Source organism: Oceanobacillus halophilus, assembly GCF_003628505.1.
GTDB lineage: Bacteria > Bacillota > Bacilli > Bacillales > Amphibacillaceae > Oceanobacillus > Oceanobacillus halophilus.
This window is the reverse complement of record NZ_RBZP01000005.1, coordinates 157,346-179,247: the sequence shown is the minus strand read 5'-3', so window position 1 is coordinate 179,247 and position 21,902 is coordinate 157,346. Positions and strand designations below refer to the sequence as shown.

At 37.5% G+C, this 21,902-nt stretch carries 22 protein-coding genes; 18 read left to right on the top strand and 4 right to left on the bottom strand.

All coding sequences use genetic code 11. From position 1 onward, the window contains the following. Positions 1-397 precede the first annotated feature (397 nt). From D8M06_RS09325 to D8M06_RS09310, 4 genes are all read left to right on the top strand, one after another. Positions 398-1,207, top strand: coding sequence for a CPBP family intramembrane glutamic endopeptidase (locus D8M06_RS09325; protein ID WP_121204124.1), 810 nt, complete (start codon positions 398-400; stop codon positions 1,205-1,207). 98 nt (positions 1,208-1,305) lie between these two features. Further along, positions 1,306-1,647 (top strand): hypothetical protein, encoded by a 342-nt coding sequence (locus D8M06_RS09320; protein WP_121204123.1) that lies wholly within the window; start codon positions 1,306-1,308, stop codon positions 1,645-1,647. Between the two features lie 181 nt (positions 1,648-1,828). Beyond that, complete coding sequence (locus tag D8M06_RS19985; RefSeq protein ID WP_170150266.1) at positions 1,829-1,993, top strand: hypothetical protein; 165 nt, start codon at positions 1,829-1,831, stop codon at positions 1,991-1,993. Positions 1,994-3,032: 1,039 nt separating this feature from the next. Beyond that, positions 3,033-4,022, top strand: coding sequence for an AEC family transporter (locus tag D8M06_RS09310; protein ID WP_121204121.1), 990 nt, complete (start codon positions 3,033-3,035; stop codon positions 4,020-4,022). Positions 4,023-4,143: 121 nt separating this feature from the next. On the opposite strand, the gene D8M06_RS09305 is transcribed toward D8M06_RS09310, so the two are convergent. Further along, positions 4,144-5,148: a tetratricopeptide repeat protein gene (locus tag D8M06_RS09305; protein WP_121204120.1), complete on the bottom strand. Its 1,005-nt coding sequence runs from the start codon at positions 5,146-5,148 to the stop codon at positions 4,144-4,146. A gap of 174 nt (positions 5,149-5,322) precedes the next feature. On the opposite strand from D8M06_RS09305, the gene D8M06_RS09300 reads away from it, so the two are divergent. Together D8M06_RS09300 and D8M06_RS09295 are read left to right on the top strand one after the other, a co-directional pair. Beyond that, entirely contained in the window at positions 5,323-7,044 is a 1,722-nt protein-coding gene (locus D8M06_RS09300; RefSeq protein WP_121204119.1) for a sulfate adenylyltransferase, read from the top strand. Between the two features lie 122 nt (positions 7,045-7,166). Continuing rightward, positions 7,167-7,817: an SDR family oxidoreductase gene (locus tag D8M06_RS09295; protein ID WP_121204118.1), complete on the top strand. Its 651-nt coding sequence runs from the start codon at positions 7,167-7,169 to the stop codon at positions 7,815-7,817. A gap of 317 nt (positions 7,818-8,134) precedes the next feature. Here the strand turns inward: D8M06_RS09295 and D8M06_RS09290 are convergent, their stop codons facing one another. After that, positions 8,135-8,503 (bottom strand): hypothetical protein, encoded by a 369-nt coding sequence (locus D8M06_RS09290; RefSeq protein ID WP_121204117.1) that lies wholly within the window; start codon positions 8,501-8,503, stop codon positions 8,135-8,137. Between the two features lie 535 nt (positions 8,504-9,038). Here D8M06_RS09290 and D8M06_RS09285 point away from each other — a divergent pair. From D8M06_RS09285 to D8M06_RS09240, 10 genes are all read left to right on the top strand, one after another. Further along, the gene (locus D8M06_RS09285; protein WP_121204116.1) at positions 9,039-9,749 is read left to right on the top strand and encodes a response regulator transcription factor; all 711 of its coding nucleotides are present in this window, start codon (positions 9,039-9,041) and stop codon (positions 9,747-9,749) included. Then, complete coding sequence (locus tag D8M06_RS09280) at positions 9,746-11,206, top strand: HAMP domain-containing sensor histidine kinase (protein ID WP_121204115.1); 1,461 nt, start codon at positions 9,746-9,748, stop codon at positions 11,204-11,206. Before D8M06_RS09285 ends, D8M06_RS09280 begins: the two co-directional genes overlap by 4 nt. Position 11,207: 1 nt before the next feature. Next, a complete protein-coding gene (locus D8M06_RS09275) occupies positions 11,208-12,281 on the top strand; it encodes a LolA family protein (protein ID WP_121204114.1) in 1,074 nt (357 codons plus the stop codon). A 78-nt stretch (positions 12,282-12,359) separates the two neighbouring features. Beyond that, entirely contained in the window at positions 12,360-12,863 is a 504-nt protein-coding gene (locus D8M06_RS09270) for a sigma factor (RefSeq protein ID WP_121204113.1), read from the top strand. A 44-nt stretch (positions 12,864-12,907) separates the two neighbouring features. Continuing rightward, positions 12,908-13,540, top strand: coding sequence for a methyl-accepting chemotaxis protein (locus D8M06_RS19700; protein WP_147404965.1), 633 nt, complete (start codon positions 12,908-12,910; stop codon positions 13,538-13,540). An 86-nt stretch (positions 13,541-13,626) separates the two neighbouring features. Beyond that, a complete protein-coding gene (locus tag D8M06_RS09260) occupies positions 13,627-13,953 on the top strand; it encodes a PadR family transcriptional regulator (protein ID WP_121204111.1) in 327 nt (108 codons plus the stop codon). Beyond that, positions 13,950-14,828 (top strand): permease prefix domain 1-containing protein, encoded by an 879-nt coding sequence (locus D8M06_RS09255; RefSeq protein WP_121204110.1) that lies wholly within the window; start codon positions 13,950-13,952, stop codon positions 14,826-14,828. Before D8M06_RS09260 ends, D8M06_RS09255 begins: the two co-directional genes overlap by 4 nt. Before the next feature lie 11 nt (positions 14,829-14,839). Then, the gene (locus D8M06_RS09250) at positions 14,840-15,880 is read left to right on the top strand and encodes a TolB-like translocation protein (protein ID WP_158591772.1); all 1,041 of its coding nucleotides are present in this window, start codon (positions 14,840-14,842) and stop codon (positions 15,878-15,880) included. Positions 15,881-15,953: 73 nt separating this feature from the next. Further along, on the top strand, positions 15,954-16,298 hold the full coding sequence (locus D8M06_RS09245; protein ID WP_147404964.1) for a DUF3810 domain-containing protein: 345 nt from the start codon (positions 15,954-15,956) through the stop codon (positions 16,296-16,298). A gap of 161 nt (positions 16,299-16,459) precedes the next feature. After that, positions 16,460-16,660, top strand: a complete 201-nt coding sequence (locus tag D8M06_RS09240) for a hypothetical protein (protein ID WP_121204107.1) — start codon at positions 16,460-16,462, stop codon at positions 16,658-16,660. A 229-nt stretch (positions 16,661-16,889) separates the two neighbouring features. Here the strand turns inward: D8M06_RS09240 and D8M06_RS09235 are convergent, their stop codons facing one another. Both D8M06_RS09235 and D8M06_RS09225 read right to left on the bottom strand, forming a co-directional pair. Beyond that, positions 16,890-17,384 carry a LysM peptidoglycan-binding domain-containing protein gene (locus D8M06_RS09235; RefSeq protein ID WP_158591771.1) on the bottom strand — a complete coding sequence of 165 codons (495 nt, stop codon included), beginning with the start codon at positions 17,382-17,384 and terminating at the stop codon, positions 16,890-16,892. 917 nt (positions 17,385-18,301) lie between these two features. Continuing rightward, complete coding sequence (locus D8M06_RS09225; RefSeq protein WP_241558919.1) at positions 18,302-19,588, bottom strand: purine/pyrimidine permease; 1,287 nt, start codon at positions 19,586-19,588, stop codon at positions 18,302-18,304. A 627-nt stretch (positions 19,589-20,215) separates the two neighbouring features. Between D8M06_RS09225 and D8M06_RS09220 the strand changes: the two genes are divergently transcribed. Both D8M06_RS09220 and D8M06_RS09215 read left to right on the top strand, forming a co-directional pair. Next, the gene (locus D8M06_RS09220; protein ID WP_121204104.1) at positions 20,216-20,938 is read left to right on the top strand and encodes a sulfite exporter TauE/SafE family protein; all 723 of its coding nucleotides are present in this window, start codon (positions 20,216-20,218) and stop codon (positions 20,936-20,938) included. 86 nt (positions 20,939-21,024) lie between these two features. Further along, a complete protein-coding gene (locus tag D8M06_RS09215) occupies positions 21,025-21,897 on the top strand; it encodes an AraC family transcriptional regulator (protein WP_121204103.1) in 873 nt (290 codons plus the stop codon). Positions 21,898-21,902 lie beyond the last annotated feature (5 nt).

Here is a 21,902-nt window from a genome sequence, read left to right as displayed (position 1 = left end):
ATCTATTACATTTATTAATGAAAACGTTTAAATTTATAGATATTTCTCCTTTCTTTCGTTGTGTTCTCTTAAAGCAAATTGATCGGCATTGGTATTGCAGAGATGGTAGAAGTCAACAAGTTGTATAGGAATACCTAATCAACCGCTTACATTGTTCTATTAAATTATACCACTTTGTTCGACAAAAAACGACTTGGATATAGGACTTTAGGAGTGGGTTGGTGATAGAATGTCACTTCTTTATTAAGTCCTGCTTTTATAATGGATTGTTCTCTGTTAGGATGTTGCGTTTAGATGCTAATAAGAGACATACTTGTTATTGGGATTTTATGTTAATATTCAAGAGACGGAGAGTTTTAAGTGAAAATCTAAAAGGTGAGAGTGGAGTTGATACAGGATGAATAATGTTAAAAGGAAAGACATCATGATAAGAATTGTTGTAGTTTTAGTATTAGGTATTATCATTTGGAATTTTGTATCTTACCTTAGTGATACGTTTATAGGGAAAGAATATAATCCTCTAAGCCACTTTATTATTGCTCTTATCACAACAGCTTTAACCATTATTCTTATACAAGTTCTACTAAAATCTGACAAAATTTCTTGGAAACATCTTGGTCAATCTACTTTTAAAACAAATATTTTTTCATTTCTTCTTGGTTTCTTCCTCTGGACAATACCTGCTACTATTGGTTTATTTATTTGTTTATCGTTTGGATGGGTAGAAATAACCGTGCATACAGATTTTAATTCCCTTTTATTGAGTATTTTTATTTTATTCATAACTGTATTTTTTATAGAAGCATTACCAGAAGAACTTATTTTTAGAGGATATATATATCGTTACTTAAATGTATTATTCCCTCATTGGGGAACAATCATTTTACAAGCATGTTTGTTTACATTATTTGCCTATTTTATAGGAGCGATTTATTCTGTTGAACAGCTACAATTTATCCCTGGTTTTGCAATCATTTTAGGTGTGTTTAGAGCAATATCAGGAAGTGTTTGGACATCTATTGGATTTCATATTGCAATGATGACTGCTACACAAATTTTAGGTCCTATTCACGGACACTTTGATGTGAATGGAATTTTCACACTTCAATTTGTTGCGTTTATTTTACTTCCAAGTGTTGTTGGATCAACTGTTCTGTCATTTATTTATGCAAACTTCAATTGGAGTAAAAAAACACCTTTACATTAAATGAAACAAGCTAGATTTTATCAACTAACGGAGCGATTATTCATTAAGGATATTAAAAGATTTATGCTTTCAGTTAATAAATGGAGTTGGAAATCAATATGAGATGTCTATGTAAACAAAAAGAAACAAAAGAATTAAAAGTTGAGGGAGATGTGGGGGCAGACCCTATTTGGTGTAATCGCTGTAATGGTAACCTTGAAATAGAAGAAGTTCCAATTTCACTCGGTTTAAAGTCGGAGCTAAGGAAATGGATAGCTAATTATGGGGAATGGATAGATTGGGATAAAGATGAAATCGTCACTAATGGAATAAAACTCGAAGATGAACATAATAATCAAGGGTATATTCTAACAAAACAAGTGCAAAAAGAAATGGGGATTCCATACAAGGTCTCATTTTCACCGTCTACATTTGCAAGAAGATATGCGAATGAAAAATAGCATACTGATTTAAAAAGTATAAAACACCCTCCAGTTTAAATTATTTTAGATGTTAATTATATAAAGAAGTAAAACCTGAAGTTCTTAAAAGAGGTTTCTACAAGGTGAATATTTGTAACAGATTCTAAACCGTATAATATCATGTTCTCTTCCCATAATAATAAAAAAGGGGAGTGAAATGATGGCAAAGAAAACGAAAAAGAATGATCCAAAGCAAAAGAATAAACAGGGTTTTGATTCGAGCAAACGCGATTCTGAGTTCTCCAAGGAATTTGGAAGTGCAAAAGCAAATAAAGCTCATAAAGAAAAAGCAAAGCAAGCTAGAGCAGATAATTGGGAAATATAACGATTGTGCGTTTGATTATTTCAAAGCACCCCAAATTCTGTTATTTATAAATAAAAACTAACGCTCACCGACAAAATAATGTCTTTGAGCGTTAGTTTTTAACTTATTCACTTAATCCTCCGAGCAAACACAATGAATCGTTTAACCTAATTAAAACGATAAAATTGCTGTCAAACAAATAAGAATAAATCCAAATAGATAAAAATATCCTATCCCCTTTCTTTTTTCGCGAACGTACTCCATACCAAACGATAACAGCATAATTAAAGGGAGATAGTGTGTGAAGGGGATTGTGCGATTGAATATAAGACTATAAGCAGATAGCAAAGAACTAAAAATGCCAAAATTATATTGAACTTTCTTAAAAAAATATGTATACCACCTTTAAGTACTCTTCTCTAATAAGCGTAGCAATGTTAAATATTTAGAACAAATTTTTGCTTTCGATTAATCTCAGATTCTCTATTAATCCTAAACAGTAGTTGTTGATTTTATTAAAAATTAAGTTCTTTTCGTCGATTATGATGCTGTTTTGAGAATCACTATTGATAGAAATGGTGGATATATTTAAGTAAGAATAGTGTAGTTCTCGCATACATTTATGAAAGATAGTGCTGCCATTCGCTCCAGCAGAATACTTGCGGTCTAAATTCTCTATGTATCACTATTCCTCTTTTTCTTTGCAATATAATTCCAAGTATAATAAATCAGCCAAAAAATAATAATCACGAAAAGGGGATAGTACCCTCTGAATTCTCTGGGGATAAAGAAGAAGATGATTATTGCTGTTAATAAAAATGGTGGCATGATCATCCAGTAACGGGTGTTTTTAAAGTGTTTAATTACAGTTACCTCCTTTATCATTCATACGATTTGACCCTAGGAACAGTTTCGGTTATTTCTAAATTTACTTATAGAGTACTAGAAATAAGCGATTCGAATCAAGTCGTTACTGCATTGCTTTTCTGAATGTTATCAATGTTCCGGTTTGATTTGTTATACTAGATGCAGTTTCGTGTTGTAAGGGGGAGGTAAGTTCATGCTTATATTGTTTCAGGTAGTCATTCCAATTTTTGCTATCATAATATGTGGATTTTTAGCTGGAAGACTTTCGTTGTTGCCATTTAGTGGAACATCTTCGTTAAATTATTTTGTCTATTATTTTTCCCTTCCGGCATTATTATTCTTTTCAGTATCTACTGCACCAGTAGAACAACTCGCCAATGTGGATTTTATTTTGGCCAATTTATTCCTTATCTTAACTTGCTTTATTTTGACCGTTCTTATATTTAAAATCTTTTTTAAAAAGAAATTTCCTGAGGTAAGTATGTATGGGATGATAACCACTTATGGGAATACAGGATTTCTTGGTATCCCACTATTAGTTGCAGCGTTTGGACAAGAAGCTGCAGTCCCGGCTGCAATTGTTACTTTTATTTATGACTTAACCATTATTACACTAATTATTGTCTCATTTGAAGTAACCAAGGTTTTCCATAAAAGACAACAAGAAAAGAGAAACATTTTGCCATTAATTGGATTGATTGTGAAGTCTGTTTTATTTAATCCAATTAATGCTTCCTTATTATTAGGAATAATTGTAGCTATATCGCGGGTTTCAATCCCTCAACCAATCTATGTATTCACAGAAACACTTGGTCCGGCAGCAGGTCCTACTGCTTTATTCGCTTTAGGATTGGGGCTTTCCAGTGAGCGAAATGTTTTAAAAAATAAACACTATCAGCTATCAGAGTTTATCACTCTATTAAGTTTAAAATTAATCATTTTACCATTATTGGCCATTTTATTCGTTTATGTTCTCTTTCCACTGGAAAATGAATTATGGGCAACATCGGTGGTTATTCTATCGGCATTACCAACAGGAGCACTGGTCTACGTATTCGCCGAAAAATATAATACCTTAGTTAAACAAGTACCTTTATATATACTGGCAACCACAGCAATATCCATCATCACCATCTCCATTTTCCTAGTACTCACAATGGGGGGGGACATAGGGACAGGTTAACTGTCCCGGTTTTTTCGTCAAGAATTACAACGGACATTTTTCTTAAAAAACCCTCAACGCAACACACGTTGTGGTGGGTGAAAAATACGATATTTAATGGAACTGGTTAGCCCAAGGAGGATTAAAATTCTTTCAATTTTGCTTTTGCCTCTTGATCGCCTTTAAGGGCAGCTTTTTGATACCAATACTTTGCCTTTTTTAAGTTGATTTGGGTGCCGATACCGGATTCATAGCACATACCGAGATTAAATTCTCCATATAGATCCTCCCTGTCAGCAGCCATTTTAAACCAGCGGAGAGCGTCTTTGCCATCTCCATGTTCTACGGCCTCTTTTCCGAGTCGATTGGCGGCAAAATCATCCCCATGTAAAGCCGATTGAGTAAACCAATACTTCGCTTTGTCTCTGTGCTGCTCTGTACCAATCCCGTTTTCGTATAAATAGGCAAGTGTGTACATGGATTCGGGAACTCCTCGTTTAGCCGCGATAGTAAATAGTTCAAATGCACGTTCATTGTTCTTTTCTACATACTCCCCACGAAAATGCATATCCGCATAATTATTCATTGCGTCTCCATGCCCTTTAAGCGCAGCTTCCTTATAGTAATAGAAAGCTTTTTCCAGACTTTTCGTAACAAAATTTCCATCAAAGTAAAAGTTTCCAAGCCAGTAAATGGCATCCGTTTTCCCGTTAGTTGCAGCTGTCTCATACCAACTAAATGCCCAATCATCCCGACCAATTGCTTTATAGTATTTACCTAGTGAAAGTTGTGCATCGTAATCAGACTGCATGGCTTGTTTATATAGTGTAATTGCTTCTTGTAGCTCCCCCTTTTCCATGAAAATTACCGCTGAATCTTCGGTAGGCTTAATGATCTCGCTTAAGATACTTTCTAAGTCTCGAAGTACTATTTTTTCGTATTCTGTGTCGTAGGACGATAAAGCACGGACTTGAGCATAAAGAACCTCTACCTCATCAGAAAAATGAACACCTGAAGATGGAAGACCTTTTAATATATCCTGGATATGACTTAATTTATCATCACTATAATGAATGTTACGGAGCAGTTCCGCGGTTTGTTTGAAGTCTCGTTCCATAAGTTTTTGTTGTAATTGATGTAAATTCATGAAGCTGCACTTCCTTCGTTCATTCTTATTCTTCCTATCATATCATTCCAAAAATAAAGTGTCAGTCCTTCTACAGGAAAATTGGCGTTTAGATTTCTCTATCATATTTTACACCTCCCATGTCATAAACTAGAAAAAAGAGGGACAGGTTCTTTGTCCCAAAGGAGGGGTGGTATGAGTCAAGGTAAAGGATTAACTGAAGAGAAATTGGCAAGTTATCCGCAGCAGCCGCATGGCGGGAAATTAGTGAATCGTGTTCTTACAGGGAAAGAACGTGATGAGGCGATGGAAAGGGCAAAAAAATTGCCAATGATTATGGTAGATTTAGAGGCTGTGATTACACTTGAAATGATTGCAACAGGTGTGTTATCTCCAAATGAAGGGTTTATGGTTGAAGACGATTATAAGTCCGTTCTTACAAACGGCCGATTGAAAAATGGGGTAGTTTGGCCAGTTCCACTAAGTTTTGCACCAATTGGTGATCGGAACAAGGAAATTATAAAAACACTATCCGTTGGGGATGAAGTAGCGCTAGCAGATGATACGAAAGAGCCAGTAGCTATCCTTAAGTTGGATGATATCTTTTATTATGATAGGGAGTTTCGTGCTTCTAATCTATTCGGAACAACCGATCGAAACCATCCGGGAGTAGATGCCATTTATCGAAGGATGGGGGATACAGCATTAGGTGGACCCATTCAATTGCTCAGGCGGGTTCATTGGGGACCGTTTGAAAATATACGAATGGAACCAAAAGATACGTGGAATCTATTTTATGAAGAAAAGAAATTTCGCTCCGTTGGGGGATTTATAACAGGTGCGAATCCTTTACATCGAGGACATGAATATATTCATAGAAATGCGTTAGAAGAAATGGATGGCTTGTTTGTTCAGCCTCTAGTAGAGATGGCCAAACGAGAATACACAAGACATGAGTTCCGTATGTTATCTTATCGAAGTGTACTAGATACGTATTATCCAAAAGAAAGGACCATTTTAGCACCACTACGGGTTACGTATATTTTTGCCGGACCTCGTGAAGCTGTTCTTCACGCGTTGATTATGAAAAATTATGGATGTACGCATGCCCTTATTGGTCGTGATCACGCAGGTATTGGGGATTACTATGATAAATATGCCAGCCATACTATTTTTGATGAATTCACTGCTGATGAACTAGGCATTGATATTCGCTTGTTCCATGAAGTGTTTTATTGCACGCGCTGTGACAATCCAGCAACAGAACAAACTTGTCCGCATGACCATCGCTATCGAATCAATATTTCTGGTACAGGTATCAGGGAAATGCTCCGTTATGGAGTGCTACCACCTAAAGAAATTGTTCGACCAGAATCAGCTCGAATTGCCATGCAGGGTGTTCAGCCAAAAGGAGTCGATGAGAACAACCAGGCCGTCTCACCAGTTGGAAAAACGATTAAGAGTATCTTTCCATATTATTTAAATTCCTCTCGGTTAGGTGGGGCAAAACGTGCACAGCCTTTAGATGTAGAGAATTTAACCATTGAAGATTTAGAAACAGCAGTTAGAGATGTTCGTGCCAATGCCGACCAAATTTACAAAGATATTTATCAAGAATTCAGTTATGTGACAGACACACTGCGTTCGACTCAAGCGGACTGGGTAACAGACGCTCGTGAATCCATCCATCAACAACAGGAAATGGTGATTGACTACTTAGAGGAAAAGGTGGATAAAGCACCAGAAAAAGCATCAGATGAATTTATGTACCAAGACAGGCAAGAAGCAGAACGCGAATTAAAAGTAGCTCGGAGAATTGCAGAAGACATCCCATCAGCACTGCGATCTGAAGAGCTGCAATACCGAACCTGGAACCCACTCCCATACAACCGCTACAGAGGCAGTGATGAAAAGTGATGGGGGACATGGACAGGTTCACTGTCCCAATTTTCCACCTAAAGCGAGCACGGTTCTAGACATCTTCCATCTGTCTGCTATACGATAAAGATAGTTGTTATTACATAGAAAGGGTGGAAAATATGAAGGTACTAGTAGTTGGAGCAAATGGTCAGATTGGGAAACATCTCGTTTCGTTTATTCAGGATAGTGATAAATTGAAAGCAAAAGCCATGATTCGTAAACAAGAGCAAGCTTCTTATTTTGAAAATTTAGGTGCAGAAACAGCGGTGGTGGATTTAGAAGGAGATATTGACACTATTGCCAAAGCTTGTGAGGACGTAGATGCGATGGTATTTACTGCGGGATCTGGACCGCATACAGGTAAAGACAAAACCATTATGGTTGATCTAGATGGTGCGGTGAAAACTGTGGAGGCAGCAAAAAAAGCTGGTGTGAAACGTTATGTGATGATCAGTTCGTTTGACACAAGTCGCGAAGCAATTCAAGCGGCACCATCTTCCTTTGCACCATATGTTGCAGCGAAGCATTATGCAGATGAATGGCTAAAGCGGACCGACTTAGATTACACAATCATTCATCCTGGCCTGTTAACTAATGACGAAGGAACAGGACAAGTTGAGGCAGCATCGAAAGTCGAACGCGGGGAAATCCCTCGTGAAGATGTAGCAAGTGTCATTGTTGCAAGCCTAGAGAACGATTCGACAATTAGAAAAGAATTTCAGATAGTCACTGGAACTACTCCGGTTAAGGACGCTGTTAAATCGATATAATAGAATAGAAGGTTGACTAGAAGACAATTTGCCGACTTGGTGAATTGTCTTTTTTTGGGAGGCAAAAGTGTTATTCGTTGCAGTTTATATTAACGATTGGAGAAGATAGCAACGAATCAGATGCGTTTATCACCGTACCAGGTATCAATATCTCCCAGAAAAAGTAGTCTATCTCTAACTTTCATACAAACAACAGACCCAATTCTTTTAAATACAGCCACAATCCAAAAAAAGCCTGTCCACATTTCTGCAGACAGACTTCAGTAAAAAAGGGGAAATATACAATTAAGGTTTCTTATGCCTTACAAATATTCGTCTTATTCTAGCTCAGTTTCTGATTCAGAAGCGGGATCTTCAGAATCTAATTCAAAATCTGATTCAGAATCAGGGTCTTCAGGATCTAACTCGGAATCTGTCCCGGATGCAGGATCTTCAGGGTCTACTTCAGAATCTGAACCAGGAGCAGGTTCTTCAGGATCTACTTCAGAATCTGAACCAGGAGCAGGTTCTTCAGGCTCTTCAGACTCTAAACCAGGATCCATTTCATCATTACCTGGGTTTGTTTCCGTTTCTGTTTCCGGTGGAGTTTCAATTATTTCCTCCTCGTTCGTATCCCCACCACATGCAGCTAAAGTCAATGCAGTACCGACAGAAAGTACACCTACCATGATGTTTTTAATTTTCATTTTCTATCTCCTTTCAGTTTTGACTTCTCTTAAAGAGTAACAAAGGCTTGTATCAAAACTGTGGAATAGCAATAACACCCTATTTACAAGTTTATGGCAAAAAGAGGTGATAAAGTAATAGGTGATAAGAACTCTAAAAACCTATCGTTTAGCAAGTCAACAGGATAAGAAAGAAAATCCTTTTATTACTTTATTAAACATTTGTAAAATCACATTTCATTGGTGCCTTTCTGGTGCCGCCTTTCTGGTGCCTGTCACCTGTCGAATACTATTCAGAAATGAAGTCATCTCCTCCCTTGGTAGATAAGGGGATAACAAATTTATTCGGTTCGACAAAATTCGGGGAGTGACAGGCACCTCCTAAGCACCTTCTATCAATTGATAAGTGTGCTGTGATAGGATATTTATGGAGGTTGTAAAATGTTATGTAATTGTTACCGTGTACTTCAAGTATTAGCAATTATTAAACAAAAATAAACTTTTCCATCAGTTCAAGCAACATGGCTTATACTTAAGATAGAGAAGAGGGGGACATATGGGAGAAAGAAGCAAAATTCTTATTGTAGAAGATGATTATGGAATTGCCCGGATTATGAGAGACCATTTAGATAGAGAAGGGTTTCACGTAACATGGGCATCTACTGGTGTAGAAGGCTGGGAGGACTTTAAAGACGATACCTATTCCTTAGTGATAGTTGATCTTATGCTGCCGGAAATGGATGGCTTTACTCTATGTGAAACGATTCGGTTAGAAAGTGATGTTCCGCTGCTAATTGTTAGTGCAAAGAATGAGGATGAAAGCAAGATTCAAGGACTAAATCTTGGGGCAGATGATTATTTGACCAAACCATTCAGTCTAAAGGAACTGACTGCACGTGTTCATTCACACCTAAGAAGATATCATCGGTATACAAAGAAACACTACAATGAGCAAAACATCCAGTACAAACATGGATTATCCATTGATTTCCTGAATGAGGCTGTGTTTTTAAATCAAGAGCTGGTTAATTTAACTGCCAAAGAGAAGGACATTCTATTTTTGTTAGCTAAGAATCCATTTATCACTTTCGAAAAATCGAAAGTCTATGAACATGTGTGGCAACTCAAAAATGTGGATGGAAATAATACAGTAACTGTACATATTAAAAGTCTGCGCCAAAAACTGAATGACACGCAAAAACAAGCAAAATTTATCCAGACTGTTTGGGGAGTTGGCTATCGCTTTATAGGAGAGCAATTGGGATGAAAATTAAAAATTGGTTAATCATCAGTTATCTGATTGTCATGCTTCTGCCGATTGTAGCGATTTATTTGCTCTATATAAATCTAAGTGACTATGACAGTCAGCAGGATTTAAAAGAATATCTTGAATTTCAGGAATTAGTATCTTCTTTGGAAAAGGAGTTGCAGGATACGTCTTTATATGAAATTCAGCCTGAAGAAAACTATCAGCATTTACGAAATCTTACCAGAAACAATCTCAAAATAGATTTATATCGCTATGATGGGATTACGCTGTTTTCCAGTATGGATACGCCTGGATCTTCTAGTTATTTTCAAGTGAATAAAGAAAAATTGTTTCAGAATTTAAATGAATATCAAAAGAATCCACGAACCTACACAACGAAAAAACTCGTTTTTAATGAGGAGAATCAATTAGTAGGACTATATGAAATTACCATGGGAAGAAATGCGTGGGTGGAAACAACTAGTAAGCGTACGGTACTGATGCTTAGTATCTTGGTTGCATTTTTCATCATTTTATATGCTATCCTCATTTGGTCCCTCAACCGAAAATTAAATCGGCCATTACACCAGTTGCAGGAACATATGAAGGCATTTGCGGAAGGGAAAGATTCTGAGCAAGAACTGGTGCAATCAAAAGATGAAATCGGGGTACTCATCTCGCATTTTGAAGATATGAAAGCCCAAATTAAAGAAACGAGAGAAGCGCTTACGGAACAGCAGCAGGAAAAAGAATATATGGTTGCCTCCTTATCTCATGATTTAAAAACGCCATTAACCGTTATTCGAACATACACAGAAGCTTTGGAAAATCATCAGTTATCGGAAGAAGAACGAAGGGAATATCAGACGATACTCAATGATAAATTGGATCATATGAAACAGATGATCGATGATTTATCTGTATTCACTGCCCTTCAATCATCCGAAAATATGTTGGAAAAGGTAAAAGTAAATGGGAATGAATTTTTTGAAATGTTATTTTCCGGATATGAGGAACCATGTGCAAGAAAAGGGATAGAACTATCAACAGAACTGTATGTAAGAAATTCCTATCACTTGGATCCGAAGCAGATGATTCGTCTCATAGATAACCTGATGGACAATAGCATTCGCTACACACCAAACAATCACAGCATTTGGCTTTCGGGCATATCATCGAAATCACCATTGCCACATTGGGTTTTTTCGGAATTTCAAAAGGAATTGGATGAATGGAGAAAAGATGGAACCGTTATTCTGATTCAAAATGAGGGAGAGGGAATCAAAGAAAGTAATCTGGAAAAAGTATTCCAGCCTTTCTATCAGAATGATGCTTCTAGAGGAAAAGGAGCTACATCAGGACTTGGATTAAGTATTGCAAAAATAATTATCGAAAAACACGATGGAAAAATGAACATTTGGTCAACTGAAAATAAAGGTACATTAATTGCCTGTTGGCTAAAGGAAAGGGGATAACATGAAGGTTATGTGGAGAAAAAGCATTATTTTAGTAAGTATAATCATCTTATTATTAGGAGGATGTTCACAAGGTATGAATGTTTCTGCGGAAGAAATTATCCATAATGCCATAGAGTCGGAGAAAGATGTTACTACCTATCATGGTGTGTCTGAAATGAAAATGTTCGATGGAGAAGAGATGACTGAACATATCATTCTCGAGGAAAATGTTGCAGATGAAAAGAGAAAGGTTCTTACGAAAGATCAGTTACTTGATCAAGAGGTTGAGGTATTTAATGATGGCCAGAAAATGATTATGTACGACAAAGGCAAAGGGCAGGCGCATGAAATGGATACATCCGAGCTTGGTGACATAGCAGGTTCAAGTCCAAAAGATCAGTTAAAAACAATGATGGAATCGATGAAGGACTCCCATACCTATGAAATGTCTGGCGAAGAAAAAGTGCTTGATTATGACACGTACCATATAGAGATTAAAGCAAATGAAGCAGATAATTTACTAGGGGATATGGAATTATGGGTAGACCAGAAAACTTGGTTTGTCGTTAAAATGATCTCAGAAACTGGAGATGTTCGAACAGAATTAGAATATACCGAGCTGGACTTTTCACCGGAATTTCCTGAAGGTACGTTCACTCTCGAGATTCCAGATGATGTAGAAATTGAAAACTTAGAAGAAAGTTTTGGTCCAGATACCGTAACATTGGAGGAAGCAGAAGAAGCATTAGGTCAAGCCTTTCTCGTATTACCGGAAGAAGAGGTACATCTCTCTAATGTACAGATGTATGATTTCTCAAGTGAGCTTGAGCGCTATGAGGTGGAATTAACATATAGTTCCGAAGAGGATATTCCAATGTTTACATTATCCATCTTTCCAACACCAGAGGAGATGGCGATTGAAGGAGCAGATCTAGAAATCCGGGGAAATCCTGCAGAATATGAAGAAGTAATTAATGGGTATCTTTGGGATGAAGATGGGTTGCGCTATTCGTTGTTAATGACGAATCCAGATGTAGAAGAGGAAGAAATATTGAATATGCTTGAAAATATGAAATTAAGTTCTGATGAGTAATGAAATAAATACCCGGGAAGGTGAAGCTTTATGCGGAACCTAGTAGGGGATAGGGAGTAAGTATACGGAGGGTGTAGGATGAGGGAGATAAGGTTATGTATCATTAAACAGGTGAAAAAAGGAAATCGTCATGCATTTAAGAAACTAGTTCAGCATTATCATCAAGCAGTTTACCGACTTTGTTATATTCTGATGGGGAACAAGCAAATGGCGGATGATCTTGCTTATGATACCTTTTTACATGTCTATTCCCATATTCACGATTATCCATTGACCAATCAAAAATTTTCATTGTGGTTATACCAACTAACGATTGATCTCGCACAAGTTCAAATGGATGAAGAAGATTTTAATGAGGTAAGTAAATGTTTCCTTCTTGAAAAATGTCCAGAAGCTGATATACAAGGATTTTTGATGCATGTATCTATGAAAGAAAGATTAGCCCTTATCCTGAAATCCAGTAATCATTTATCCATACAGGAAATCAGTGAAGTTCTTAATACCTCAAAAACCGAAACATTAACCTATCTTAGGCAAGGTAGAGAAATGTTGCGGGACCAACTAAATCAATGTTCTGTTTAATTTCAAAAATGTCAGTTCCTTCTTGCGATAGGGGCTGGCATTTTTTGTTTATGGTGTACATTGGGGTGGTAGCTGAGTATGGGCGGTTGATAGAGAGTATGGGGCGGTTGATAGAAAGTATGAGTCGGTTGATAGAGAGTATGGGGCGGTTGATAGAGAGTATGGGGCGGTTGATAGAGAGTATGGGGCGGTTGATAGAGAGTATGGGGCGGTTGATAGAGAGTATGGGGCGGTTGATAGAAAGTATGAGTCGGTTGATAGAAAGTATGGGGCGGTTGATAGAGAGTATGGGGCGGTTGATAGAGAGTATGGGGCGGTTGATAGAAAGTATGAGTCGGTTGATAGAGAGGGTGAGGCGTTTGATAGAGAGGGTGAGGCGGTTGATAGAAAGTATGGGGCGGTTGATAGAAGGGATGAGGCAGTTGATAGAAGGGATGAGGCAGTTGATAGAGAGGGAGGAGCGGTTGATAGAGAGTATGGGTCGGTTGATAGAAGGGATGAGGCAGTTGATAGAGAGTATGGGGCGGTTGATAGAGAGGATGAGTCGGTTGATAGAGCTCGCCAAACAATCGATAGAACATCCGCCAAGGCTGATAGCTCACCACAATCGGGTAAAAAAACAGGCCAAGCAGCTAATAGACACGCTCCATCCGAAACAACCAATGCTAGACGTGTAATTTCTTCCAAAAATATTTCCTCTATACCCTTGTAATACGAGGTGCATCGTATTACACTGGTAATGTTAATAAAAGAGGTGAAATCGATGGTTGATAAGGAAATGATGAAAGGAAGTATTGATTTATTAATATTGTCTCTCATTTCGCAGCGTGACCTGTATGGCTATGAGATTACTAAAATACTAAAGCGCTTAAGTGATGATACTTACGAGATGAGTGAGGGGACGTTGTATTCTGCGCTGAAACGATTAGAAAGAAAGCAGTGGGTTGAATCTTATTGGAGTGATACAGAAAATGGCCGGCGAAAGTATTATCACCTAACCGAAACAGGAGGGAAAGAACTAAAACGAAAGCAAGATAATTGGAAGTTAGTAGAATCACTCGTACATAAGAGTTCGGAGGGGCTGATATGACGGAGCGGTTCACAAAATTTGTTGATAAAACCGTTCAACAAATTGAAGGCAATCAGCAAGAGAAAGATGATTTGTACGAAGAATTAATGATTCACTTGGAATTGTCTAAAGAACAATTTGTCAAAGCAGGATTAAGTGAGACAGAGGCAGAAAAGAAGGCACTTGAAGATTTTGGAGAGGAAACAGAAATCGGTAGTGAAATCCAGCAGGCGATGTATCCATATAGAAAAGAAATGATGATAGTATTGGCTATTGGATCGATAATTTTTTCAATCGGTATTTATTTAGCTCAGCTATTTTTAGAAGGTGATGCCTATATTCTATGGCTGGTGCTCTCCATTATGGCAAGCGCTCTATTGTTCATCTTTTCTATCCAATCACGTGCCTTTTTCAATAGGCGCTTATGGATGAATAGCCTGCTTCTTATACATATTGCCATCTATTTGTTTGGATTACTACTCACCACAGGAGTAACAGTACCTTCTATCTCAGCACCATTAACCATCTTTGCGAGCATCATTATCCTGCTCGCTATCGTATTGATTTACCGTACGACCATTCATGATTACCGGGCGACTGATCATCCATTACCACATTATGCAAAATGGCTCCATGTGATTAACATGACAGCAGGAGTTGGTGTTATTGGCTATATTTTATTTTTCTTATGGGGAATGATGGTGATGATTGGCAGCTTGTCACCTGTTATGGTGATTCCTTTAATACCGCTGCTTGTGTGGATTAGTCTATATATTTGGCAAATGCATTTGATTCGCAAAAGAAGAAAAAAGGGAGCATATGCAGTAGCAGTTGTTCCAATGGCTGCTATCCTTCTAATGTTTTGGTACATAATTGTAATTTTTATCGGTATGTAAAGGGGTTTATGATGAAGAAAAAAACAATTATTTCTATCTTAATTATCATTGGATTAATAACGATCACGTTGATTGTGCTAGGAATCATCTTTGATAAAGAAGAGTTTGAAAAACAACAAGGACGTACTTCTATTTATGATGTATCGTCTAACGGAACGATTGCCTATGTGTTCTTTGATGAGGGCAATCCTGGTATTTATTTACAAAGTGATACGGCTAGTCCCGAAGAGCCAATTGTTCAGTTGAAAATAGATCAGGAAATTTTAGATATTAGCTTTTCTCCAGATGGAAAAAAGCTTGCCTATATTATTAGTCATAAAAATAAGCAAGAAGATCTAAAGAGTGCCATCCATGTGGTAAACGTAGAAACTGGCTCTAATCAGGTGTTGTTTGCTAAAAGAACGCTTGTGACGGAAATAGAATATCACCCAACCAATGAAGATATGCTCTATTATTTGAATGCAGATACGTTTGAAAACTACTCCCCCATTGCCAGTGCCAAACCGCATGATTTTGATGTGTTTAGTTATCAGATATCAAGCGGCGAAACAAAACAGCACACGGATTTGAAAAAATATATGATGCAGTCATTACGCGTCTCTAGGACGAAAAATACTGTATATGTATCGATGTTTGATGATACAGATGTAGAGACAGCAGAAGATAGCTTTGCAACATACCTGCGAATTTTTGAAATTAGTTTAGATGATCCAAAATCGATTCAAGTAGTAAGTCAGAAAGATAATGAACAGGACATATATGACTTTGCCGTAGCTGCAAATGATGATGCGTTTATCTATCAAGCAGTGAATGATACCGGAGAGGATGGGATTTTTCAATATGAGCTCTTTTTCTATGACCGTCAAACGGAACAAGGGGAACGCTTTACTCATTTAAGAGAACATACGACTAACCCAATAATTGGCCCGGATGAAAAGTACGTTTACTTTGTGGTAGATAAGCAATTTGGTAGCCCAAAACCGGACTATTACTTATATCAAATGACTATCGGTGGCGGCAATCCAGAAGAAATACCACTTTACATGAACTAGAAAGGAGATGTGCCCTATCGATTTTATACTGTTTGCTCTGTTCACGGTTATTGGTTCGTTTTTAATAATAGGTATGAATCACAAGGAGAAGAAGTGGATTGGCGGCATCGGAGGCTTGCTTGCGCTTATTTTTATAGTTGTTAGCCAAATAATTAAATTTCAATCAGGTTTTTTTGGAGCACGAAGTTTCGAAGCGTCTGAGCCTGTTGGACAATGGGTAGTTCCATGTTTCATCGTTTTAGGATTGTATCTGTTGGGAATGATTAATTACCGCTGGTTAAAAGCTGCTTGGAAAAAACAATCATGGCTTAGGTGGGCATTAATAAGTTTGGATATTCTGTTCAGTTTTATTTACCTTTGGTTTGGTGGCTTAGTATTGTTTGTAGTTGCCTTTACATATTTTCCTTTTGCCCCGTAGAATGATGGTGGAAATCCAAGAGGAAGGCACCTTTCTTACAAACTTTACACAAAGTAATTCATGAAAGAGACAGAGAGTTTAACATTTAATCGCTTATATTTGAATAATCAGTCATTTAGTCGTACTATTAAGATAAAATAGGATAGGGGGAAGTGGGGGCAATGTCTCTCGATCAACTTGCTAAAAAGAGATGGCTGACTATTCCTAGCAACACTAGAAAAAAGGTGGAAGAAAATGTCTATTGTGGCAATTGTGGCGTCACAACTATTGTGAATTATGAGGTAGATTCTTCTAATTTTCGGGTTTTTCTAGAGGGGTATTGTGAAAAGTGTGGATCAAAAGTCATGAGAGTTGTTGGTTAGTTAATAGTAGACATGGGGCATGATGATCAGTCGATTGATGGAAATGTTGGGATGAAAGTAGTAAGTTCATAGTTTTGCTCAAGGGTACGGATCAGTATAAAACCGTACCCTTTTAGTTTGGAGAAGATGAAACTTAAGATTCATTTCCCAAATCTCACCAGTGCTAGCAGTAGGCTGTCGCTCAAATTCCAGTGGTATAGAGAAATTCCCATCTGCTGGAGCGCTAGTCTCACGGAAGCGGAATAATTAAGGAATAGGAGGGCCACATGGTGTCTGGTGAAAATCCTGGACGTCCCATGTTGGCTGCTATTAATACATCCAATGAAATTTCGAAGCGGCTGGCGATATCTTGAAGTGTATCAGTAACTTCTATATCGTAAATAAAAGCAGGAACCTGTAGCAGTTGTTCTGATAGAATCTGGTTGGGGTTATTTATATGATTTACTTCAGCAACCAAGTCTATTGATGTGGAAAATCGTTGTGCAATGTTAAACAATGTATCGCCTGGTGCTGTGAAATAAAATGTACTTAATTCAGACATTGCAGCAGTAGGTACAACAAGTGTCTGCCCAGGAAAAATTAAATAAGAATCGGTAATAGGTGGAAACAAATAATTGCTGCGGGCAATTTCCTGAATATTACTTGCAAACCTTGAGGCAATGGAATACAGCGTATCTCCTGGCTGAACAGTATAAATAATTTGTGGACTTGTAGCAATACTCAAACTATCATCTCCAAAAGTTAAGAAATTCTCCATGTTATCCTATGCAGATTTTGGGTGAATGTACATGGGGAAATTTAAAAACTTTAGAAAGTCACAAAAACCCGTTTGATATACTTGAGTAAATAAAGTTAACTTATCAAATATAGCATGTTTATTTGGGGCATACTTAAAAGTTACTTGTTTGCATTCTGCCTAGATTTACAGAAATTTAAAGACGAAATCAGAAAATACCGCTCCGGAAATATACTTCGCGCACCTTAGGGGAGCAGCTGAGCCTCCTTCGTGCTGAAAAGCGTGTACGCCTGCGTCTTCCAGTAATGCTTCGAAGCGGCTTTCTCGGCGCAAGGGACAAGGGAGGTTATTCAAGTAGTTCCCTCACTACGCAGTCTCACCGATGCTCTTCTTCCCGCAGGACAAGGAACACTTCGGCAGGGTTACATCGCAAGCAGAAAAAAGTGGTTTTCTTTTTTCAAGGAGTCTACGTATATTTCCTCCGCTATGTAGCACATTGTTCGTTTTCTGATAAAACACTTTAGTTATGTCCCAGCCGAATCTCCATACTCTACAATATCTGTTTTTGTTTAAAAAAGTACCCTATAATTAAAGTTCATAGTATTATGATTTGTATGTTCGATATAATTTATATAATAGAGCCAGGAAAATTAACGCGATTGTTACCTTTATGGAGAATCTTAAAATCTCAATAACATATTCGGTTAAATCTTTCTCATAATATGAGTACATACCGTTTGAAGTTTGGATAGTATCTGTTTTTTCAATAAATAAAATTCCAATAGCAAGCGAACATATAAAGCCATATATACCTGTTTTAACTAGAAGTTTTTCCAAAATTACCACCTTCTTTTAGAATTTTAGCAAAACCTCACCTAAAATTAGACGAAGTATTTGCGGTTACTTTATTTTTCTCTCCACACCTGTTCGAGCAAGATAACTAGTCCTGTACCTACTAAAAGCCCGTTGCTCACTATATTTTGTAGAATTGCTGGGAAATTAGCGAATACTTCAGTTGGCAAAAACATGGTACCCATACCAAATAAATATGCGACCCCAACAATCGTTATCTTTCTGGAGTCTAATCTCTCCATGGAGACATTGTTTATCGCTAATCCTACCAATTGAACAAAGGTTGCCATTAATGCTGCATTTGCGATAGGAGAGGGAATACTAGAAATCAATGAAATAATTGGTGGGAAAAAGGCAATAAAGATTAATAGAATCGTTGCATAAATAAATGGCATTTTCCTTTTCTGTCCGGTTAACGCAATAAATCCAGAAGAAGTCGCTAAAGGAACATTGGCAATTGCCGAAAACATACCTGCTAGTCCATGGCTAATTCCAGAAAAAGCAGTTCCCCCGTTTATTTCTGCATTGCTGTTTTTAGATTTGATTCCTAGTGTCTGATTTGCAGCTACGATAGAAGCAACAATATTCGATAAAATAATGACAGCTGTCAGGAAAGCAACTGGAACGACACTAAGATCAAACGTTGGTGTACCAAAAGCAAACCATTTTGGGACAGAGAATAACTGAACACTTCCAGGCATTTCCTGGGCCCCTATGAAGACTACATATCCAATCCAGCCGATGACAATTCCAACAAGTACGCCGTAGTTACGTAACCATCCTCTAGCAAAGGAGGATAGACATAGGATAATAAAAAAGGTGATAAATGCAAGGGTAGCTTCTGACAGCTGTATCGTATTTGTATTACCCTGCAGGCCAAGCATCCCTTTTAAAAACGTTCCACTCAATTGCACGGTTAAGAGCAAGAAAAAAGTCCCTGTTACTAGTGGAGTAAAGATTGGTAAAATCTTTTGGGCGATTTTTAACAAACCAAACAAAAACAAAAATAAACCAGTCAGTATCATGATGGTTTCCAACGATCGCAATGTTTCGTTTAACGTGGAACCATTTTGAACCCCAGTTACAGCCATTACGGCAAAAATACTGATCCATAGTCCAGCCGGGCCTTCTGCTATTGGCAGTCGATGTCCAAAAAGACCTTGCAACAAGGAGGCAACTCCAATAACAAAAAAGGTGCGCTGCATTAGTCCAGAGACTTCACCAAAACTCATTTCATAAATGGCTCCGATAACTATCGGCAATGCCACGGAACTTGCTAACAGAAAAATAAACCATTGAACGGTCTCCATTGCCGTATTAGCAACTGTTGTCTTTTTCACAAAGCACACTCCTAATTCATACGATTTTCCATTATGTATGTAATGTTACATATTTTATCATATATAACAGAGAGACTAACAATATATTACTCTACTTATCGACTTTATGAACCGCTCATCTAAGTCTTTGCTAGTTTCTATCTCAGGTATCTAATATGGTAAACTTATCTGAAAGAGTCTCGTTCTTTATTTAAGGCTCTTTTCGTATCGTTTGTTGCTTTTTGTAGTTTATAGTTGATAGAAACTCCTGATAATCTGACTCCAGAGTAATGTGCTTAACTCTCGCTCCGGAAATACACTACGCTTTCCGCGGGGAGCTGGTGAGCCTTCTTCGTGCTGAAAAGCGTGTGCGCCTGCGTCTTCCAGTAGTGCTTCGAAGCGGGGTTTCTCGGCGCAAGGGAACGAGGAAGGTTATTCAAGTAGTTCCCTCACTACGCAGTCTCACCGATGCTCTTCTTCCCGCAGGACACGGAACGCTTCGGAGCGGAAATCAACATACCAAATTAGATATTTATTCTTTATTAAAGAACTCAGCAAACTATAATAACCATAAGGTAAAGTCATGTTATAAAGCAACAATCATCTAGAAAAGAGCCTAATTTAAAGTAATATAAAAGGTAGGGTTTTATGGAAATAATCTATTTCAGTGTCATCATACTAATTGCATCCATTCTCCAAACGAGTACAGGCTTTGGCTTTTCTATTTTGGCAACTCCTTTCCTTCTCTTATTATTCCATCCTGCAGAAGCGATACAGATTAATTTATTTTTATCCTTCGTTATCTCTTTTGCGTTAATTAGGAAGATTAAAAAAGACATTCATTTTGGCATTCTCAAACGACTTATTATTGGAAGTATTATTGGCCTACCAATAGGAATTGGAATTTTTTTACTAATGGATATGACAAAGTTAAAGCTAGTAGTAAGCTTGATTATCGTAGCTTTAACGATTTTACTTATGAAGCAATTTCGCATCCATCAAAAAGACGGACGTGATTTGGGAGTTGGAGGTCTCTCAGGTATGTTAACGACCAGTATCGGGATGCCTGGACCTCCTTTATTGTTATATTTTTCCGGAACCAACACACAAAAGGAAACATTGAGAGGGACGACACTTGCGTTTTATTTGTTTATCTATTTTATGAGTTTAATTATTCAGGTTACGATTGCTGGTACCACTCGTACGGTCTGGATTTCAAGCAGTATGGCCCTCCCTTTGATTTTCATCGGATTATATGCAGGACAACTCGTATTTAAATGGATGAATCAACGAACTTTCCAAATGATTATATACATTATTTTGTTAGTTACAGGTGGATATTTATTAATAGAAAGCCTTAGTGGATGGTGATTTGCCATAACCCTGCATAATTGTACACAGAATGTCGGATGGCTGCATTCCATTCTTGTTAATATCTAGATAAGGAGGTCATGATAATGGATTCACTTAAAGATATGAATGAAGCGATACAGTATATAGAAGATAATTTGATAAATGAGATAAGTTTTAGAGAAGTTGCGAGACGGGCTCGTTGCTCAGAGTATCATTTTAAACGGATGTTCTCATTTCTAGCAGGAGTTAGTTTATCAGAATATATTCGGAGAAGACGTTTGACACTTGCTGCATTTGAATTGAAGGACAGCAACATAAAAGTAATCGATATAGCAATTAAATATGGATATAGTTCACCAGACTCATTTACAAGAGCTTTTCAAAGTTTACACGGTATCACTCCATCAGAAGCAAGAAACAGCAATAAATCGCTCAAAGCCTATCCACGAATGACCTTCCAATTATCTATCAAAGGAGGAAATGAAATGAACTACCGAATCGTAGAAAAAGAAGCCTTTTCGATTGTTGGTGTGATGAAACGAGTTCCTATTGTCTTTGAAGGAGAAAATCCAGAAATCACAAAGATGTGGAAAATGTTAGACATGGAAAAAATAGATAGACTAAAAGAACTTTCCAATATCGAACCTAGCGGGTTGATCCAAGCTTCTACGAATTTCTCAGAAGGACGTATGGAGGAAAAGGGAGGATTGGACCAGTATATTGGAGTAGCGACAACCAATGCATGCCCAGAAGAATTTTCCCAGCTAAAGGTACCAGCCTTAACATGGGCTGTGTTTGAGTCTGTTGGTCCTTTTCCTAAAACACTGCAAGAAACTTGGGGACGTATTTATTCCGAATGGTTTCCATCTTCTAACTACCAACTAGCTGAAGGACCAGAAATCTTATGGAATGAAAGTAAAGATATTGAGTCTCCAACGTTTAAGAGTGAAATTTGGATTCCCGTGCAAAAGAATTAATGGGT

Bases quoted from the DNA above. Each gene is read 5' to 3' on its own strand.
- D8M06_RS09325 (WP_121204124.1), top strand. From the start codon at position 398: ATGAATAATGTTAAAAGGAAAGACATCATGATAAGAATTGTTGTAGTT.
- D8M06_RS09320 (WP_121204123.1), top strand. From the start codon at position 1,306: ATGAGATGTCTATGTAAACAAAAAGAAACAAAAGAATTAAAAGTTGAG.
- D8M06_RS19985 (WP_170150266.1), top strand. From the start codon at position 1,829: ATGGCAAAGAAAACGAAAAAGAATGATCCAAAGCAAAAGAATAAACAG.
- D8M06_RS09310 (WP_121204121.1), top strand. From the start codon at position 3,033: ATGCTTATATTGTTTCAGGTAGTCATTCCAATTTTTGCTATCATAATA.
- D8M06_RS09305 (WP_121204120.1), bottom strand. From the start codon at position 5,148: ATGAATTTACATCAATTACAACAAAAACTTATGGAACGAGACTTCAAA.
- D8M06_RS09300 (WP_121204119.1), top strand. From the start codon at position 5,323: ATGAGTCAAGGTAAAGGATTAACTGAAGAGAAATTGGCAAGTTATCCG.
- D8M06_RS09295 (WP_121204118.1), top strand. From the start codon at position 7,167: ATGAAGGTACTAGTAGTTGGAGCAAATGGTCAGATTGGGAAACATCTC.
- D8M06_RS09290 (WP_121204117.1), bottom strand. From the start codon at position 8,503: ATGAAAATTAAAAACATCATGGTAGGTGTACTTTCTGTCGGTACTGCA.
- D8M06_RS09285 (WP_121204116.1), top strand. From the start codon at position 9,039: ATGGGAGAAAGAAGCAAAATTCTTATTGTAGAAGATGATTATGGAATT.
- D8M06_RS09280 (WP_121204115.1), top strand. From the start codon at position 9,746: ATGAAAATTAAAAATTGGTTAATCATCAGTTATCTGATTGTCATGCTT.
- D8M06_RS09275 (WP_121204114.1), top strand. From the start codon at position 11,208: ATGAAGGTTATGTGGAGAAAAAGCATTATTTTAGTAAGTATAATCATC.
- D8M06_RS09270 (WP_121204113.1), top strand. From the start codon at position 12,360: ATGAGGGAGATAAGGTTATGTATCATTAAACAGGTGAAAAAAGGAAAT.
- D8M06_RS09260 (WP_121204111.1), top strand. From the start codon at position 13,627: ATGGTTGATAAGGAAATGATGAAAGGAAGTATTGATTTATTAATATTG.
- D8M06_RS09255 (WP_121204110.1), top strand. From the start codon at position 13,950: ATGACGGAGCGGTTCACAAAATTTGTTGATAAAACCGTTCAACAAATT.
- D8M06_RS09250 (WP_158591772.1), top strand. From the start codon at position 14,840: ATGAAGAAAAAAACAATTATTTCTATCTTAATTATCATTGGATTAATA.
- D8M06_RS09245 (WP_147404964.1), top strand. From the start codon at position 15,954: ATGAATCACAAGGAGAAGAAGTGGATTGGCGGCATCGGAGGCTTGCTT.
- D8M06_RS09240 (WP_121204107.1), top strand. From the start codon at position 16,460: ATGTCTCTCGATCAACTTGCTAAAAAGAGATGGCTGACTATTCCTAGC.
- D8M06_RS09220 (WP_121204104.1), top strand. From the start codon at position 20,216: ATGGAAATAATCTATTTCAGTGTCATCATACTAATTGCATCCATTCTC.
- D8M06_RS09215 (WP_121204103.1), top strand. From the start codon at position 21,025: ATGGATTCACTTAAAGATATGAATGAAGCGATACAGTATATAGAAGAT.